The sequence below is a fragment of the Sphingomonas abaci genome (assembly GCF_014199625.1).
Taxonomy (GTDB): domain Bacteria; phylum Pseudomonadota; class Alphaproteobacteria; order Sphingomonadales; family Sphingomonadaceae; genus Sphingomonas; species Sphingomonas abaci.
Genome location: NZ_JACHNY010000002.1, coordinates 178,552 through 196,268, shown reverse-complemented (window position 1 = coordinate 196,268; position 17,717 = coordinate 178,552). Strand labels below are relative to the sequence as shown.

17 protein-coding genes are annotated in these 17,717 nt (G+C 68.7%); 12 read left to right on the top strand and 5 right to left on the bottom strand.

Annotation, left to right across the window (positions count from 1 at the left end):
• Nucleotides 1-54: 54 nt before the first annotated feature.
• Genes GGQ96_RS06055 through GGQ96_RS06035 form a run of 5 tightly spaced genes read right to left on the bottom strand, consistent with a single transcriptional unit; the run spans nucleotide 55 to nucleotide 4,885 of the window.
• Nucleotides 55-1,047 carry a Gfo/Idh/MocA family protein gene (locus tag GGQ96_RS06055; RefSeq protein ID WP_184112625.1) on the bottom strand — a complete coding sequence of 331 codons (993 nt, stop codon included), beginning with the start codon at nucleotides 1,045-1,047 and terminating at the stop codon, nucleotides 55-57.
• Nucleotides 1,040-1,996: an MDR/zinc-dependent alcohol dehydrogenase-like family protein gene (locus GGQ96_RS06050; RefSeq protein ID WP_184112624.1), complete on the bottom strand. Its 957-nt coding sequence runs from the start codon at nucleotides 1,994-1,996 to the stop codon at nucleotides 1,040-1,042. The genes GGQ96_RS06055 and GGQ96_RS06050 overlap by 8 nt, the downstream gene beginning before the upstream one ends.
• A gap of 13 nt (nucleotides 1,997-2,009) precedes the next feature.
• Nucleotides 2,010-3,278 (bottom strand): Nramp family divalent metal transporter, encoded by a 1,269-nt coding sequence (locus tag GGQ96_RS06045; protein WP_184112622.1) that lies wholly within the window; start codon nucleotides 3,276-3,278, stop codon nucleotides 2,010-2,012.
• Between the two features lie 43 nt (nucleotides 3,279-3,321).
• A complete protein-coding gene (locus tag GGQ96_RS06040; protein WP_184112620.1) occupies nucleotides 3,322-4,248 on the bottom strand; it encodes a glycosyl hydrolase in 927 nt (308 codons plus the stop codon).
• 40 nt (nucleotides 4,249-4,288) lie between these two features.
• Nucleotides 4,289-4,885 (bottom strand): histidine phosphatase family protein, encoded by a 597-nt coding sequence (locus tag GGQ96_RS06035; RefSeq protein WP_184112618.1) that lies wholly within the window; start codon nucleotides 4,883-4,885, stop codon nucleotides 4,289-4,291.
• Between the two features lie 215 nt (nucleotides 4,886-5,100).
• Here GGQ96_RS06035 and GGQ96_RS06030 point away from each other — a divergent pair, with 215 nt between their 5' ends.
• The 12 genes from GGQ96_RS06030 to GGQ96_RS05975 all read left to right on the top strand — a co-directional run bounded on the left by GGQ96_RS06030 (nucleotide 5,101) and on the right by GGQ96_RS05975 (nucleotide 17,662).
• Nucleotides 5,101-6,216: an NAD-dependent epimerase/dehydratase family protein gene (locus GGQ96_RS06030; protein WP_184112616.1), complete on the top strand. Its 1,116-nt coding sequence runs from the start codon at nucleotides 5,101-5,103 to the stop codon at nucleotides 6,214-6,216.
• Nucleotides 6,213-7,265 carry an NAD-dependent epimerase/dehydratase family protein gene (locus GGQ96_RS06025; protein WP_221239838.1) on the top strand — a complete coding sequence of 351 codons (1,053 nt, stop codon included), beginning with the start codon at nucleotides 6,213-6,215 and terminating at the stop codon, nucleotides 7,263-7,265. The genes GGQ96_RS06030 and GGQ96_RS06025 overlap by 4 nt, the downstream gene beginning before the upstream one ends.
• Nucleotides 7,262-8,371 (top strand): glycosyltransferase family 4 protein, encoded by a 1,110-nt coding sequence (locus tag GGQ96_RS06020; RefSeq protein ID WP_343058937.1) that lies wholly within the window; start codon nucleotides 7,262-7,264, stop codon nucleotides 8,369-8,371. The genes GGQ96_RS06025 and GGQ96_RS06020 overlap by 4 nt, the downstream gene beginning before the upstream one ends.
• Entirely contained in the window at nucleotides 8,368-9,480 is a 1,113-nt protein-coding gene (locus tag GGQ96_RS06015; RefSeq protein WP_184112612.1) for a CgeB family protein, read from the top strand. The genes GGQ96_RS06020 and GGQ96_RS06015 overlap by 4 nt, the downstream gene beginning before the upstream one ends.
• Nucleotides 9,477-10,565 (top strand): glycosyltransferase family protein, encoded by a 1,089-nt coding sequence (locus tag GGQ96_RS06010; RefSeq protein WP_184112610.1) that lies wholly within the window; start codon nucleotides 9,477-9,479, stop codon nucleotides 10,563-10,565. The genes GGQ96_RS06015 and GGQ96_RS06010 overlap by 4 nt, the downstream gene beginning before the upstream one ends.
• Complete coding sequence (locus GGQ96_RS06005; RefSeq protein ID WP_184112608.1) at nucleotides 10,562-11,638, top strand: CgeB family protein; 1,077 nt, start codon at nucleotides 10,562-10,564, stop codon at nucleotides 11,636-11,638. The genes GGQ96_RS06010 and GGQ96_RS06005 overlap by 4 nt, the downstream gene beginning before the upstream one ends.
• An 18-nt stretch (nucleotides 11,639-11,656) precedes the next feature.
• Nucleotides 11,657-12,643 (top strand): UDP-glucuronic acid decarboxylase family protein, encoded by a 987-nt coding sequence (locus tag GGQ96_RS06000; protein ID WP_184113186.1) that lies wholly within the window; start codon nucleotides 11,657-11,659, stop codon nucleotides 12,641-12,643.
• A 91-nt stretch (nucleotides 12,644-12,734) separates the two neighbouring features.
• Entirely contained in the window at nucleotides 12,735-13,931 is a 1,197-nt protein-coding gene (locus tag GGQ96_RS05995) for an acyl-CoA dehydrogenase family protein (RefSeq protein ID WP_184112607.1), read from the top strand.
• Nucleotides 13,931-15,034 (top strand): acyl-CoA dehydrogenase family protein, encoded by a 1,104-nt coding sequence (locus GGQ96_RS05990; protein ID WP_184112606.1) that lies wholly within the window; start codon nucleotides 13,931-13,933, stop codon nucleotides 15,032-15,034. The genes GGQ96_RS05995 and GGQ96_RS05990 overlap by 1 nt, the downstream gene beginning before the upstream one ends.
• 419 nt (nucleotides 15,035-15,453) lie before the next feature.
• Nucleotides 15,454-16,215, top strand: coding sequence for an Npun_F0296 family exosortase-dependent surface protein (locus GGQ96_RS21340; protein ID WP_246360194.1), 762 nt, complete (start codon nucleotides 15,454-15,456; stop codon nucleotides 16,213-16,215).
• A gap of 175 nt (nucleotides 16,216-16,390) precedes the next feature.
• The gene (locus tag GGQ96_RS05980; protein WP_184112605.1) at nucleotides 16,391-16,540 is read left to right on the top strand and encodes a hypothetical protein; all 150 of its coding nucleotides are present in this window, start codon (nucleotides 16,391-16,393) and stop codon (nucleotides 16,538-16,540) included.
• A 60-nt stretch (nucleotides 16,541-16,600) separates the two neighbouring features.
• Nucleotides 16,601-17,662, top strand: coding sequence for a COX15/CtaA family protein (locus GGQ96_RS05975; protein WP_184112604.1), 1,062 nt, complete (start codon nucleotides 16,601-16,603; stop codon nucleotides 17,660-17,662).
• Nucleotides 17,663-17,717: the final 55 nt, after the last annotated feature.

Genomic DNA, 17,717 nt, shown 5'->3' with positions numbered 1-17,717 from the left:
CTCGTCCCTGCCCGTCCTTAGAGTCCGATCCATTGACGGGGAAGCGGCACCGCGTCACGCCCCGGCAGCGGCGTAGATCCGGTCGAGCGCCTCGGCCGCCGCGACGAAGTGCCGCGCCTCGGGATCGAAACGCGCGCCCGCCGCCAGGCGCCTGGCCCAGTCGACGGCGGCGCGCCCCCCCCAATCCTCCGGCGGCTCGGCCAACGTCTCGCGCGCGGTGCCGCGATGCCGCTCCGCGACGAAATCGTAGAAGGAGCCATCGACGTTGCGGAGCGTCGCCCCGCCCTGGCTGCCATAGAAGCTCGCCTCGATCACCGCGTCGCGCCCGGCATGGACGCGCCACGAACAGGCCAGCCGCACCACCGCGCCGTCCGCCAGGTCGAGCGTGGCGACGGCATAATCCTCGACCGCGTCGCGCCCGTGCAGCGGTGCGCCGCCGGCGAACAGGCTGGCCTGGGTCCGGGTCACCGCCGGGAACCCGGTCGCCCACAAGGCCAGATCGACCAGATGGATCCCCAGGTCCATGACGCAGCCGCCGCCCGATTGCGCCCGGTCGTAGAACCACGGCTTGTCCGGGCCATAGGCGTTGTGGAACACCAGGTCGATCGCGAACACCCGGCCCAGTTCGCCGCGCCGGACCAGATCGGCGATCGCCGTCATACCCTGGGTGAAGCGATAGGACAGATCGACGCCGAGCAGCCGGTTCGCCGTTTCCGCCGCCGCGACGACCCTCGCCGTCTCCGCCGCGTCGCGACCCAGCGGCTTCTGGCAGAACACCGCGACGCCAGCCTCCAGCGCGCGGATCGCCTGGCCGGCATGCAGCGCGCTGGGCGTGGCAATGACCAGACCGTCCAATCCTTGCGCCAGCATTGCGTCGAGATCGGCGACCACCACCCCGCCGGGGACCGCCTCCGCCGCCGCCCGCGCCATCTCGGGCGAAGAATCGGCGACCGCGACGATCGTCGCGCAATCGGCCGCATGGATCGCGCCCAGGCGATGCCGGCCGATCCAGCCGGTGCCGAGGAACCCCAGGCGCGGCTTATGCATAGGTCACCAGCGCCTTGACGAACCCGTCCGGCTTGTCGCGCGTCGCGGTGATCGCCTCACCCAGCCGGTCGAGCGGATAGACATGGGTGAGCAGCCGGTCGAGGTCGATCCGTCCGCTCGCCACCGCCGCCACCGCCTCGCGCAGGCCCTGGCGGTGGACGGCGGGGTCACGCTCGTGCGCGTTGACCACGTCGATCCCCTTCCAGTTCCAGTCCTGCATATTCACCTGGCGCGGGCCGTCTTGGTGATAGCCGGCGACGACCAGCTTGCCGCCCATGCCGACCAAGGCGGAGGCGAGGTCGAGCGGCCATTGCTTGCCGACCGCCTCTATGACCCGCTCGCAGAAGCGTTCGCCTGTCAGTTGCTTCACCTGTTCGATGATCGCCCAGTGATCGTCCATCGCGATCGTCTCCGCCGCGCCGAACGCCTGCGCCAGCGCCAGCGACTCCGGCCGGCGCGAGATGGCGATGACGCGCGCGCCGGCGTCCGTCGCCAGCCGGGTCAGGATCGCGCCCAGGAAGCCGATGCCGACGATCGCCACCGTCTGGCCGGCGTGAATGTCGCTGCGGCGGAAGATGTTCATCGCGCAGGCCACCGGTTCACCCGGAAAGGGTCGGCCCGCCAGCGCCTCGGGCAATTCGACCAGTGCTTCGGCGGGTGCGACGTCATATTCGGCAAAGGCCCGTTCCGACAGCAAGGCGACGCGCGCGCCGATCGCGGGCGCGGTCACCCCCTCGCCCAGCGCGTCGACCACGCCCCAACCTTCATGGCCCAGGCCGCCCGGCGCGCCGGGGAAGCTCGACCAGGGCTGGCCCTCATATGGCTCGACATTGGAGGCGCAGACGCCCGTTCCCTCCAGCCGCACCCGGACCTCGCCGGGGCCGGGCTCGGGGCGGTCGACCTCGGCGATCTCGAACCGCGCCGGACCGACCAGTATCGCTGCTTTCATGCCTGTTCCTTGATCAGCTGAACCATGTGTAGACGAGGCTGCCGGTCGCGGCGAAGGTCGCCGCCGTCGTCACCCCGCCCAGGATGTTGGTGGTGCGCCGGTTGACCCGGTCGCCCATCATGCCACGATCGTTGCACATCAGCAGCATGACGCAGAGGAGCGGCGGTACCGAAAAGCCCTGCACGATCCCCGACCAGACCAGCGCCTTCATCGGGTTGAACCCAAGGAAGTTGAGCCCGACCGCGACCGTGGTGACCAGCGCGATGACGCCGTAGAACAGCTTGGCCTCGCCGATGCGGGCGTGAAGGTCGCCCTTGGCCCCCACCCCCTGCACCAGATCGTAGGCCGCGCCCGTCGTCATCACCGGCACCGCCAGGAAGCCGACGCCGACCACGCCCAGAACGAACAGCAGCTTCGCCGCCGACCCCGCCAGGGGTTCGAGCGCCTGCGCCGCCTGCGCCGCGCTGTCGACGTGCAGTATCCCCTGGGGATGCAGCGTCGTGGCGGTCGACAGGATGATGAAATAGAGAATGAGGTTGGCGAAGATCATGCCGACGAACACGTCGCGACGCGACCGGGCCAGCTCGGCCGAGCTCGCGCCCCGCCGCGCGGCCGCGGTCGTCCTCCCCTGGTCGATCTGCTCCTCGACCTCCTGGTTCGACTGCCAGGTATAGACATAGGCGGACAGCGACGTGCCGATGCACGCGACGATCATCGACAGGAAGGCGGCATCGAACTGCACGCGCGGCACCAGCGTCGCCCGCGCCACCGCCAGCCAGTCCGGATGCGCCAGGATCGCGGCGGCGACGTAGCTGAACAGCGCCAGCGTCAGCCAGCGGAAGATGCGCCGGAGCAGACGGTAGCTGCCGAACAGCTGGAAGCCGATCACCAGCAGGGCGACGATCACCACCAGCGCCGGCACCGGCAACGGCACGAGCAGGTTGAGCGCCGCGCCGACGCCGCCCAGATTGGCCGCCGCCTCGATGACGTTGCCGGCGAAGGCCCCCAGCATCAGCGGCCAGAGCAACCAGCGCGGATAACGGTCGCGCACCGCCGCGAACAGGCCCTTGCCATACACCCGCCCCAGCTTCGCCGACAGATAGGTGACGACGAACATCATCGGCAGCAGCACCGGCGCGATCCACAGGAAGCCGAAGCCGAACCGCGCCCCCGCCGCCGCATAGGTGCCGATCGCCGACGGATCGTCGTCCGCCGCGCCGGTGATGATGCCGGTGCCGATCGTTCGGAAAAAGCCGGTCCTGCCGGTTGTGTCGCGTGCCATGCATCCGGCTAGCGCGGGTCCCGGCGGTGCGCCTTCATCTCAGTCAGGCCAGGACGCCGAGCGGCTGCGGCGCCACCACGCGGGCGGGTGCATAGCGATCGATCATCCAGGCACAGAAATCCGCGAAGGCCTGCGGCTCGCGCGCCGGGCTGGTGTGGTGCGGCTGGACGCCCAGATGCTCGGGCGTGAAGCAGAAGGTGACCGTCAGGTCGAAATCCTGCAGCGCCTCCATCTGCCGGTCGAACCAGTCGATCGCGTTGGGGCGGAAACTGTCGGCCCAGGACAAGCCGGTGCGCAGCTTCTTCGTGCCCAGCCGCTTCAGCCAGGCGACGGCATCGTCCAGCCGCGGGTCCTGGTAGTGGAACCACTGCATCAGCCCCATCTCGGCGGCGACCTTGGCATATTCGTCGAGCGCCGGCTTGGGCGTGCCGTCCGGCCGGATCAGTCCCATGTAGAAATGGCGGTAATAGCTCGACCCCTCCGCCTCGCGATGGCGGGTGGTGGCCCCCCATTCCATCGGCAGGTCGAACAGCGAATACCAGAAGATGCGCGGCACGCGGCCGACCAGCAGCTCGGCGGTGCGCTTGACGCCGAACACCTGCACCTCCTCCGCGCCGAACGAACCGACGCCGACCTCGGTCACCCAGACCGGCTTGGTCGTCACCGCCTCGATCTCGGCGACCTTGGCCGGCCAGTCGTGGATCGACCACAGGTTCCAGTCGAGCGGGAAGCCGTGCACCGCGATCACGTCCACCGCGTCCAGCCCGCCATGCGCCTCGATCCGCCGCACCCATTGCGGGTCGATCGGCGACATGCCGCCCAGCACGCGGGTGATCGCCGGATTGATCGCCGCCACCGCCTGCCCGGCCCGCGTCACGGTGTCGGCGAAGATCGACCAGTCGGGATCGAGCTCCGGGTCCCAGTGCGACTTGTTGTTCGGTTCGTTCCAGAACATCGCGGCTTCGATCATCGTGCAACCTTTCAGGGATTTCGTCGTGGTCCGGAGCGGCTCAGCCAGCCGTCTCGTTCAGAGCGAGCAGCCGTGCGCCCCAATCACCCATCACCACCCGCGTGACCGAGGCGGGATCGATGTCGAAGCGTAGCACATGGTCCAGCGACAGGCCGAGCACCCCCGCCACCGCGCCCCGGATCATGTCGCTATGCGTCACCAGCGCGCCGGTGGTGCCCGGCCGCTCGGCCGCGACGCGGCGGAGATGCGCCAGGATCCGCGCCTGCGCCTCCGCCATCGTCTCGCCGCCGGGGATGCGCGCGGCGCCCCGCTCCTGGTTCCAGCGCCCCCAGTCGGGGTCGTCGGTCAGCGTGTCGAAGGCGCGGCCGGTCCAGTCGCCCATGTCGATCTCGATCAGGTCGGGCGCTTCCGCCGGCACCAGGCCGTGCGGTCCGGCGACAGCCGCCGCCGTGTCGCGCGTGCGCTCGAGCGGTGAGGCGTCGATCCAGTCGATCCGCGTGCCCGCGAGACGCTGCGCCAGCGCCGCCGCCTGGTCGCGCCCCGCCGCGCTCAAGGGCACGCCCGGCATCCGCCCCGACAGCCGGCGGTCGAGATGGCCATGCGCGGCATGGCGGATCAGCAGCAACGTCGCCGTCAAAACGCTGGATTCCCCTTTGCCAGGGCCCGCGGAACCGTCGGACCGACTTGATACGGATCATGAGGTTTGTACCTCAAGCCATTAGGAACAAAGAAGAAGATGCTTTGTTTCATCCCCGTAGCGATTTTTTGGGCGGATGGGGAGGAACCGATGGTGCCAGCATGTTTCACGAGGGACTGCCGCTTGTCGTTGACCTCGATCAATGAGGTGGCGCGGTGAGTGAGACGGTCCTGATCACCGGCGGGGCCGGCTTCATTGGCCGCTTCGTCGCGGATGAACTGCTGCGCCGCGGCGACCGCGTGCGTGTGCTCGACAGCCTGATCGAACAGGTCCATGGCGATGTCGAACGGCCCCCGCTCCTCAACGACGCGGTCGAACTGGTCCGGGGGGACGTGCGCAACGGCGATGTCGTCGCCAAGGCGTTGCAGGGCGTGGACAGCGTCATCCATCTGGCGGCCGAGGTCGGCGTCGGCCAGTCGATGTACGAGGTGGAGCGCTACACCTCGACCAACGATGTCGGCACCGCCGTGCTGTTCGAGAAGCTGATCGACCGGCCGGTGCGCCGCGTGGTCACCGCCTCCTCCATGTCGATCTATGGCGAGGGGCTGTACCGCGACGCGGACGGCGCGATCGTGCAGGATGCCGAGCGGCACAACCTGCGCGACGGCCTCTCCAACTGGGAGCCGGTCGATGCGCAGGGCCGCCCGTTGACCCCGGTGGCGACGCCCGAATGGAAGCGACCGGCGCTGTCCTCCATCTACGCACTCAACAAATATGTGCAGGAGCGCACCACCCACATCATGGCCGCGCCTTACGGCATGGAGGGCGTGTGCCTGCGCCTGTTCAACGTCTATGGCCCCGGCCAGGCACTGTCCAACCCGTATACGGGCGTCCTCGCCATCTTCGCCTCGCGCCTGCTCAACGGGCAGCAGCCGATGATCTTCGAGGATGGCGAGCAGCGGCGCGACTTCGTCCATGTCTCCGACGTGGCGCGCGCCTTCGCCGATGCGCTGGTGCTGCCCCAGGCGGCGGGCGGTACGTTCAACATCGGGTCCGGCCATGACCGCTCGGTCACCGAGGTGGCGACCGAGTTGGCGCGCGCCATGGGCAAGAACGACATCGCGCCCGAGATTGTCGGCAAGGCGCGGATCGGCGACATTCGCCATTGTTTCTGCGACGCGACGCTGGCCCGCGAGACGCTGGACTTCGAGGCGCGACAGGATTTCGGCCAGGGGCTGGCCGAACTCGCCGAATGGGTCGCCGAGCAGACCGCCGAGGACCGGGTGGCGACCGCGCGCGCCGAACTCGAGAAGCGCGGGCTGGTGGCATGAACCTGCCGGTCCTGATCACCGGCGGCGCGGGGTTCATCGGCGCCAATCTGGCCGATCGACTGGCCAGCGAAGGGAAGACGGTACGGGTCTACGACTCGCTCGCCCGGCCGGGCACCGAGCGCAACCTGGCCTGGCTGCGTGATCGGCATGGCGACCGCATCCGCTTCGACCAGGCGGACATCCGCAACGGCGACCGGCTGGCCGACGCGGTCGCGGGGTCCAGCGCGGTCTTCCACTTCGCCGCGCAGGTGGCGGTGACGACCAGCCTGGTCGATCCGGTCGCCGACTTCGGCATCAACATCCAGGGGACGATGCACCTGCTGGAGGCGCTGCGCATCCGCGCGCCGCACGTGCCCATGGTCTTCGCCTCTACCAATAAGGTTTACGGCGACCTGGCCGATCTCGACTTCGTGCTGGAGGACGGCGCCTATCGGCCCGTCGACGCCGACGTGCGTGCGCATGGCATCGGCGAGGCGCGGCCGCTCGACTTCCACACGCCCTATGGCTGTTCCAAGGGGGCGGCCGACCAATATGTGCTGGATTACGCCCGCAGCTTCGGCCTGCGCACCGCGGTGATGCGGATGAGCTGCATCTATGGTCAGCGCCAGATGGGAACCGAGGACCAGGGCTGGGTCGCGCATTTCCTGATCCGGGCGCTGCGCGGCGAGCCGATTACCCTCTATGGCGACGGACATCAGGTGCGCGACATCCTCGACGTGCGCGATGCGGTCGACGCCTATCTGACCGCGTGGCGCGATATCGACCGGGTGGCGGGCCGCGCCTTCAACCTGGGCGGCGGGCCGGACAATGCGGTCAGCCTGCGTCAGTTGCTCGACCATATCGGCGACCTGATCGGTCGGCCGGTCGCGGTGCGCCACGCCGAATGGCGCGCGGGCGACCAGCGCTATTTCGTCGCCGACACGCGCGCCGCGACCCAGGCGCTGGAGCTGGGCGAGCGGATTGGCTGGCGCGACGGCGTCGCCGACCTGGCCGACTGGCTGCGCCGCGAGGGCACCGCCGCGCGGACCCGCGTCGAGGTCGCGGCGTGACCGCTCGACTGCTGATGACCGTCGATACGGTCGGCGGCGTCTGGCAATATGCGACCGAACTCGCCGCCGGACTGGCGGGCAGCGGCTATCAGGTCGAACTGGCGGTGATCGGGCCGCCCCCCGATGCGGGCCAGCGACGGCGGGCGCAAGCGGTGGGTGCGACGCTGATCGACACGGGCCTGGCGCTCGACTGGCTGTCCGGCGATGCGGCCATGGTCGCGGCGACCGGCGCCGCCATTGCCCGGCTGGCCCAACAGCGCGGGGCCGATCTGGTGCAGCTCAACCAGCCCGCCTTTGCCGCCGCGCCCTTCGCGATGCCGGTGGTGGCGGTGGCGCATAGCTGCGTCGCCACCTGGTGGGCGGCGGCCGGGATCGGCCCCCTGCCCGACGACCTCGCCTGGCAGGCGGCGCTGACCGCGCGCGGCCTGGCGGCGGCCGATGCCGTGGTCGCGCCCAGCGCCGCCTTCGCCGCCGCGACCGCGCACGCGCATGGCTTGGCCCCGGGCCGGATGACGGTGGTGCATAACGGCCGCAACCTGCGCCCACGCAGCGCCCCGCCCCAGGACTTCGCCTTCACCGCCGGCCGGCTCTGGGACCGGGGCAAGAATGCCGCGACGCTCGACCGGGCCGCCGCGCGGCTGGCGGTGCCGTTCAAGGCGGCCGGCCCCTGCACCGGCCCGCATGGCGAGACGGTGGTGTTCGAGCATGTGGTGCCGCTCGGGTCGCTGGGCGAGCGGGCCATCGCCGACATCCTGTCGGCCCGACCGGTGTTCGCCTCCGCCACGCGCTACGAGCCGTTCGGACTGGCGGTGCTGGAGGCGGCGCTGGCCGGCTGTGCGCTGGTGCTGTCCGATATTCCGACGTTTCGCGAACTCTGGGACGGCGCGGCGCTGTTCGTCGATCCGGACGATGTCGATGGCTTCGCCGACGCGATCGGCACGCTGGCCGCCGACGCGCCGCTCCGCCTCGCCAACGGCGCCCAGGCGCGGGCGCGGGCCGCCTCCTATGCCCCAGCGGCGATGGCGGCGGGGATGATTGCAATCTACGACCGGCTGCTCGACCGGGCCGCCGGACCGGTGCCAGCGGCCGGACAGGTGGCGGCATGAAGATCGTCTACTTCACCCACAGCCTCGAATCCTGCTGGAACCATGGCAATGCGCATTTCGTGCGCGGCGTGCTGAGCGAGCTGGTCGCACGCGGGCACGACGTCACCGCGATCGCGCCGCCCGCGCCCTGGAGTCTGACCAACCTGCTCGCCGACCATGGCGAGACGGCGCTCGCTCCCTATCGCAGCGCCTATCCCGAACTCGCCGATCGCAGCGTGCCGCTCGCCGAGGCCGTCGCCGCGCAGGCGGAGGATGCCGACCTCGTCATCGTCCATGAATGGAACGACCATGACCTGGTCGCGACGCTCGGCACGCTACGCAAGCGGGGCGCGCGCTTCACGCTGCTCTTCCACGACACGCATCACCGCGCGGTCAGCGCGCCCGACGAGATGCGCGCCTACGACCTCAGCGGCTATGACGGCGTGCTGGCGTTCGGCGAGACGCTTGCCCGCGTCTATCGCGGCTGGGGCTGGGGCGAGCGGGTCTGGACCTGGCACGAGGCCGCCGATCCCCGCCGCTTCCACCCGCCGGCCGAGGACGGCGTGCGCGCGGGCCTGGTCTGGATCGGCAATTGGGGCGATGGCGAGCGCACGCGAGAGATCGCGGACTATCTGCTCGAACCCGCCCGCGCCGCTGGCTTGCCGCTCGACATCTACGGCGTCCGCTATCCGGACGAGGCCAGGGCGATGCTGGCGGCGGCGGGCGCGACCTATCATGGCTGGGCCCCCAATGCGGCGGCACCCGCGATCTTCGCGCGGGCGCTGGCGACCGTCCACGTGCCGCGTCGCTATTACACCAGCCTGTTGCCCGGCATCCCGACGATCCGGGTGTTCGAGGCGCTGGCCTGCGGCATCCCGCTCGCCTCCGCGCCATGGGAGGATGCCGAGCATCTGTTCCGCCCAGGCACCGACTTCCTCTTCGCCGCCGACGGCGACGCGATGACGCGGACCCTGCGGGCCTTGCGCGAGGATGCCGATCTGCGCCGGTCGCTCGCCGCCGCCGGGCTGGAGACGATCCTGGCCCGCCACACCTGCGCCCACCGCGTCGACGAGCTGATGGCGATCCTCGCCACGCTGGACGCCCTGCCCAATCGAAGGAACGCCGCGTGAAGATCGCCTTTTACGGCTCCAGCCTGCTCTCGTCTTACTGGAACGGGGCCGCCACCTATTATCGCGGCATCCTGCGCGCGCTCGCCGAGCGTGGGCACGAGATCAGCTTCTACGAACCCGATGCATTCGACCGGCAGCAGCATCGCGACATCGATCCGCCCTCCTGGGCGCGCTCGGTCGTCTATCCCGCGACGATCGAGGCGGTGCAGGGCGTGCTGGCCGAGGCGCGCGACGCCGATATCGTTGTCAAGGCCAATGGCGTCGGCGTGTTCGACCGGGAACTGCTGGAGGGTATCGTCGCCCATGCGAACCGCCAGGCGCTCAAGATCTTCTGGGACGTCGATGCCGCCGCGACGCTGGACGAAATGCGCGCCGATCCCGGCCATCCGGTGCGCGCCGCGCTGCCCGATCTCGACCTGGTGCTGACCTATGGCGGTGGCGATCCGGTGGTCGACGCCTATCGCGGCTTCGGCGCGGCCGAATGCGTGCCGGTTTACAACGCGCTCGATCCCAGCACCCATCATCCGGTGCCGCCCGACCCGCGCTTCGCCTGCGACCTGGCATTCCTCGGCAACCGGCTGCCCGACCGCGAGGCGCGGGTAGAGGAATTCTTCCTGCGTCCTGCCGCGTTGCTGGCCGATCGCCGGTTCCTGATCGGCGGCAATGGCTGGGACAGCAAGGCAATGCCCGAAAATGTCCGCCATCGCGGCCATGTCTTCACCGCCGAGCACAATGCGTTCAACTGCACGCCGCGGGCGGTGCTGAACGTCGCGCGCGACTCGATGGCGCATATCGGCTTCTCGCCCGCCACCCGCGTGTTCGAGGCGGCCGGCGCCGCCGCCTGCCTGATCACCGACGCCTGGGAAGGGATCGAACTGTTCCTGAAGCCGAGCGAGGAGGTGCTGGTCGCCCGCGACGGGCAGGACGTGGCCGAGCATCTCGCCATGCTGGACGCCGAGCGTGCCCAGGCGATCGGCCGGGCGGCGCTGGCGCGGGTGCTGGCGGAGCATACCTATGACCAGCGCGGCGACCGGCTCGACGCGCTGCTGCGCGACCGCGTCTTGGCCCGGCGGGTGGCGGCATGAAGCTCGTTGTTCTGGGCCTCACCCTCTCCTCCTCCTGGGGGAATGGCCATGCCACCACCTTCCGCGCGCTGCTCGCCGCCTTCGCTGCGCGCGGGCATGACATCCTGTTTCTGGAACGGGACAAGCCCTGGTATGCCGAGCACCGCGACGAACCGTCGCCCGGCTACTGCCGGCTCGAATTCTATGACGGGCTCGACGACCTGAGCCGCTGGCGGCACGAGATCGCCACGGCCGATGCGGTGATCGTCGGCTCCTATGTGCCCGACGGCATCGCGGTCGGCCACCTCGCGCAAAGCTGGGCGAGCGGGCCGGTCGGCTTCTACGATATCGACACGCCGGTGACGCTCGCCGCCCTGGACCGCGGCGCGTACGACTATCTGTCGGCGGCGCTGATCCCCGGTTATGCCGTCTATCTGTCGTTCACCGGCGGGCCGACGCTGGAGCGGCTGGAGCGGCACTACGGCTCTCCCGCCGCGCGGCCGCTCTATTGCTCGGTCGATGCCGAACGCTATCGCCCGCTGGACACGGGCAAGCGCTGGGACCTCTCCTATCTCGGCACCTACAGCCCCGATCGCCAGCCGACGCTGGAGCGGCTGCTGATCGAGCCGGCCCGCGCCGCGCCCGAGCGCCGCTTCGTCGTCGCCGGACCGCAATATCCCGCCGACATCGACTGGCCCGCCAATGTCGAGCGGATCGAGCATCTGCCGCCCGCCGACCATCCCGGTTTCTATTCCGCGAGCCGCGCGACGCTGAACGTGACCCGCGCCGACATGATCGCGGCGGGCTGGTCGCCCTCGGTCCGCTTGTTCGAGGCCGGCGCCTGCGGCACCGCGATCATCTCCGACCGCTGGGACGGGCTGGACGCGCTGCTCGCGCCCGGCGCCGAGATCCTGCTCGCTGATGGACCGGACGATGTCGCCGCGATGCTGGCCGACGCCGACCTCGACTCGATCGGCCGCGCCGGCCGCGCCCGCATCCTCGCCGAACATACCGCCGCGCACCGGGCCGAGGAGCTCGAACGCCACCTGACCGCCGCCCTGCGCCTCGCCGCGCCGGTCGCGTCCCTTGTCTAAGGAGAGAATGGCATGACCATGGATATCGCCCTCGTCGCCGGTGGGGCGGGCTTCATCGGCTCGCATCTGTGCCGGGCGCTCAGCGAGCGGGGATTCGAGGTGATCTGCCTCGACAATCTCCAGACGTCACGCGTCTCCAACCTCGATTCGCTGGCCGACCTGCCCCGCTACAGCTTCGTCGAGGCGGACATCGTCGCGCCCCTGCCCCAGGCGGTGCTGGACAAGGCGGACCGTATCACCCGCATCTACAATTGCGCCTGCGCAGCCTCGCCGCCGCAATATCAGGCCGATCCCGAGCATACGATGCTCACCAACGTCGTCGGGACGCATCACCTGCTGCGCCTTGCCGAACAGACCGGCGCCCGTTTCCTCCTTACCTCGACCAGCGAGGTCTATGGCGATCCGGAGGTGCATCCGCAGGTCGAGGGCTATCGCGGCTGGGTGAGCTGCACCGGCCCACGCGCCTGTTACGACGAAGGCAAGCGGGCGGCCGAGGCGATGACCTTCGACTATGCGCGGATGAAGCGCGCCGAGGTGCGGGTGGCGCGCATCTTCAACACCTATGGCCCGCACATGCATCCGGACGATGGCCGGGTCGTGTCGAACCTGGTCTGCCAGGCCCTTCGCGGCGAGCCGATCACCATCTATGGCGACGGCAGCCAGACGCGCAGCTTCTGTTATGTCAGCGACATGGTGGAAGGGCTGATCCGCCTGATGGAAAGCGACATCGACGGCACCGAGCCGGTCAATCTGGGCAATCCGCAGGAGTTCACGATCGGTGAGCTGCTCTCCAAGGTGCTCGCGATCGTGCCGAGCGACGGCGGGGTGACGCACCACGACCTGCCGCAGGACGATCCTCGCCGCCGCCGCCCCGATATCGCCCGCGCCCGGAGCCTGCTCGGCTGGGAGCCCCGGGTCGCGCTGGACGACGGCCTGCCCCAGACGGCGCGCTGGTTCGCGCGCGAATTGGGCGCGACCCTGCCCCTGGCCGTCGCGGCGGAGTAGCGCGGACGATTATCGAAGATCGGGTATGTTTTGCGCTTGCTAGAATCCGAACCCATGCTAAGCCTTCGCCGGCTGGTATGGGAGAGGATCGATGGACCTGCGCTTCACTCCGGAGGAAGAGGCTTTCCGTGACGAGGTACGCCAGTTCCTCGTCGAGAAACTGCCCACCCGCCTGTCCGACAAGGTCCGGCGCGGCCTCCATCTGACCAAGGCGGACATGGAGGAATGGCACGCCATCCTCAATGCGCGTGGCTGGCTCGCCAATCACTGGCCCGAGCGCTACGGCGGCCCCGGTTGGTCCGTGGTCCAGCGCGCGATCTTCGACGACGAGGCGGCACGCGCCTTCGCGCCGCGCCTTGTCCCCTTCGGCCTGTCGATGCTCGCCCCCGTCCTGATCAAATATGGCTCGGAGGAACAGCGACGCCACTACCTGCCGCGCATCCTCGACGGCACCGACTGGTGGTGCCAGGGCTATTCGGAGCCGGGCGCGGGCTCCGACCTCGCCAGCCTCAAGACCAGCGCGGTTCGCGACGGCAACCATTATGTCGTCAATGGTCAGAAGACCTGGACGACGCTGGGCCAATATGCCGACTGGATCTTCTGCCTGGTCCGCACCGATCCGACCGCCAAGGCGCAGGAAGGCATCTCCTTCCTCCTGATCGACATGAAGAGCCCCGGCGTCGAGGTGCGGCCGATCGTGCTGCTCGACGGCGACGCCGAGGTGAACGAGGTCTTCTTCACCGATGTCCGTGTGCCGGTCGAGAACCTGGTCGGCGAGGAGAACAAGGGCTGGACCTACGCCAAATATCTGCTGACCTATGAGCGCACCAACATCGCCGGGGTCGGCGCGTCCGCGGCGGCGTTCGACCGATTGCGGGCGACGGCCTCGTCGCTGACCCGCGGCGGCCGCCCCCTGGCCGACGATCCGCTGTTCGCGGCGCGGCTGGCGCGGATCGAGATCGATCTGGCCAACATGGCCACCACCAATCTGCGCGTCGTCGCGGCGGCGGCGCATGGCGGCGCGCCGGGGGCGGAAAGCTCGATGCTCAAGATCAAGGGCACCGAGATCCGCCAGGCGATCACCGCGCTGCAACGCCGCGCCTTCGGCATCTATGCCCAGCCCTTCGTGCCCGAAGCGCTGGAGGAAGGCTATAATGGCGCGCCGGTCGGACCCGAGGACGCGAACACCGCCGCGCCGACCTATTTCAACATGCGCAAGCTGTCGATCTTCGGCGGATCGAACGAAGTACAGAAGAACATCATTTCCAAGATGATCGTGGGGCTCTGATGGATTTCCAGCATAGCGAAGACCGGCGGATGCTCGCCGACACGCTCCGTCGTTTCCTGGCCGAGCAGGCGCCGGTCGACCGCCGCAACGCCGCCGCCTACGGCGACAGCGGCTACAGCCCGGCGGTGTGGCAGGGACTGGCGGAACTCGGCGTGATCGGCGCGCTGTTCCCGGAGGCGGCTGGCGGGTTCGGCGGATCGGGCTTCGACATCATGGTGGTGTTCGAAGAGATTGGCCGCGCGCTTTCAGTCGAGCCGTTCCTCGGTGCATTGACGGTCGGCCATGCGCTGGCCGCCGGACGGCGCGCCGACCTGCTCGAGCCGATCATCGCCGGGACGTCGATCGTGGCGCTGGCCGATGCCGAGCCGCAGGATCGCGGTCCCGATGCGCCCTATGCCACGCGGGCCACGCCGGATGGCGATGGCTGGCGGATCGACGGGGCCAAGGCGGTCGTCGCTCAGGCGGAGGCGGCCGCGCTGCTGCTGGTGTCGGCGCAGACCGTGGACGGCGCATCGCTGTTCCTGGTGCCGAGCGACGCCGCGGGCGTCTCCATCCAGGGTTATGCCAATGTCGATGGCGGACGGTCCGGCGAGGTGCGCCTGTCCGGCGTCACGCTGACCGCTGACGCCCGCGTCGCGGCGGACGGTCGCGCCGCCCTTGCCGCCGCCGAGGCCGCCGCGCTGCTCGCCTTGTCGGCGGAGGCACTGGGGGCGATGGAGGTCGCCAAGGCGATGACGATCGAGTATCTGCGCACCCGCAAGCAGTTCGGCGTGCCGATCGGCAAGTTCCAGGCGCTGCAGCATCGCATCGCCACCGTGCTGCTGGAGGTGGAACAGGCGCGCTCCGCCGTCATCAACGCCGCCGATGCCTTCGATCACGACCAGGGCGCGGACCGCGACCGGCGCTTGTCGGCGGCGAAATACACCGTCGGCGCTACGGGGCAGCTCGTCGCGGAAGAAGCGATCCAACTGCATGGCGGCATTGGCATGACCTGGGAATTGCCGCTGTCGCATTATGCCAAGCGGATCACGATGATCGACCATCAGATGGGCGATCAGGACCAGCATCTGCAACGCTATATCGCACTCGGCCGCGCCGCCTGACCGGCGCGCATCCGAATCAGCGACCAGGCCGAGTGCGCTCGGCCGCGACGCTTGCTGCCCCGGCAGCGGATGTTCAGCCTTGGCGCTCCTGCTTCGAACGGGAGCGCCCGTTGCGCCACACTTTCCCTCCCAATCAATAACTTATCGTTGAGAACCCACCAAATAGCGCGGCACATGCCTCCACATTGGAGCAAGTTTCTTTAAAACGTTGGCAACGTTTCTTAAGAATATCTTTCCCCACTTTACATCATTTTATTCATCACCGTCCCGTTTCGAGACAAACGCTGTCGTGGTCCTATAATGCGTTTATTTGGCGTTAAACCTATCGACCCCGGCGATCCGATCGGAAGACGCTCACAGATAAGTCTCCCGAATTGGACGACGAACAGAAACGCGCCATTCAAAACGGGGAAAGACTCTTGAAGAATTCGATCTTTGTCATCGCTACGGCTGTTGCCGCGATCGCTGCTCCGACGGCTGCGAATGCCGCCAACTTCAAAGTGACGTACGAGGCCGCAGGCGTCCAGAACTCGACCGCCGTCTTCGCGACCAAGGGTGTCGAGACGTTCGACAACCGTCCCACCGGCAGCCAGTCCTTCTCCACCGACTTTGGCACCAACGGCGTGATCACCGGCAGCTATTCGGGCGTGAATGTCACGAAGGCCGATCAGTTCGGCGGCGCGGGCGGCACTGGCAATTATGCCGTGACCAGCAACGGCACCGGCTACACGCTGAACCTGGCGACCACCGACGCGCGCGGCATCAACTATTTCGGCTTCTGGCTGTCGGCGTTGGACAATGGCAACCAGCTCACTTTCCTGAAGAACGGCCAGACCGTCTTCACCTACTCGGCTGAGGACATCGCGAAGGTGTTCGCCAGCATGCCAGCCTATAACGGCAACCCGAACGACGCGTACAAGGGCAAGAACAACACCCAGCCCTACGCCTTCCTGAACTTCTTCGACCAGGACGGCACGTTCGATGCGATCACCTTCTTCGAGAAGCCGCAGGTCGGCGGTTACGAGTCCGACAACCACACCGTCGGCTTCTTCACCCAGGACTCGGGCACTGTCGCCGCCGTTCCCGAACCCGCCACCTGGGCGCTGATGCTGGTCGGCTTCGCGATGGTCGGCGCGACCGCCCGCTACCGCCGCCGTTCGGCGAAGGCGACCTTCGCCTGATCCACGAACCGCCTGAGAGGGGGGCGCTATTTAGCGCCCCCCTTTTTTGGTCGCGGGCAGTCGACTTGGCGTGACCGGACAGCCTGTCCCAACCGTCCCGATGCGAGGCAGGTGGTTTCGTTGCGCGGCCCGCGCGATCGTGTAGGGGGTTCGGCCTCACGTAATGGGCAAGAACATGAACGCATATAAGGAGGCGCGGGCCAAGATCGCCGACGCGCTGGAACTGCTGGACTCGCTCGACGAGCATCTCGTCGCCGCACATCTGTCGATGGCGCTGGACCTGCTCGACCGGCGGATGCCCGCGGTCGCCCAGGCGGCGATGTAACCAGCCCCCACCAACCGCCCGCCGCTTGGCGCACCCGCTCCGCAGCGCTACATGCGATGCATGCTTCAGCCCAGCGCCGCCTTTCTTTCGCAAGCCCGCCCCCGGGCCGTCGCCCGCTGGCTGTGGCTGGTCGCCGCACTGATCGTGGCGATGGTCGTGATCGGCGGCATCACCCGGCTGACCGAGTCGGGTCTGTCTATCACCCAGTGGAAGCCGATCAGCGGCATCATTCCCCCGCTGACCCAGGCAGAGTGGCAGGCCGAATTCGCCAACTATCGCAAAATCCCGGAGTATCAGGCGTTCAACCGCGACATGACGCTGGCCGGTTTCAAGGCGATTTTCTTCTGGGAGTATCTGCACCGGCTGCTCGGTCGGGTGATCGGCCTCGCCTTTGCGGTGCCGCTGATCGTCTTCACGCTGCGACGGCAAATCCCCAAGGGCTATGGACCGCGCCTCGCCGCCATCCTGGCGCTCGGCGGACTGCAGGGCGCGATCGGCTGGTGGATGGTCGCGTCGGGCCTTTCGGTGCGAACCGATGTCAGCCATATCCGCCTGGCGGTGCATCTGGTCACCGCGCTCGTCATCCTGGCGGGCACGGTGTGGACCGCGCTGGACCTGGGGGCGCTGGCCCGCGACCCGTTCGCCGCACCGGCGCGGCTGACCGGAGTCGGCGCGGTCGCGCTGCTGATGCTGTTCGTCCAGATCGTGTTCGGCGCGTTCACCGCCGGACTGGACGCGGGCTATGCCTTTTCCGGCTGGCCGCTGATGGGCGACGCCGTCTTCCCACAGGGCGTGCCGATGCTCAGCCCCGGTTGGACCAATGCGATCGACAATCCGATCGTCGTCCAGTTCATCCATCGCTGGTTCGCCTTCGCCGCCGCCATCGCCCTCCTGTGGCTGGCGGTGCGCGCGACGCGCACCGGATCGCGCGCCGGCTTCCTCGTCACCGGGCTGGTGACGCTCCAGATCTTTCTGGGCGTGGCCACGCTCCTGACCGGCGTGCAGATCGGCGTCGCCGTGATGCACCAGGCCAATGCCGCCCTGCTGCTGATCTGCACCGTTGCCGCCGCCCACGCCGTCGGCACGGCCCGATCCGGGCGTCAAACGGTTGCTGGTATTTAGATACCCGTCAGCAAAGTGGCGGAATGCTTGACGTTCCGCCCCCTTTCGCGCATTG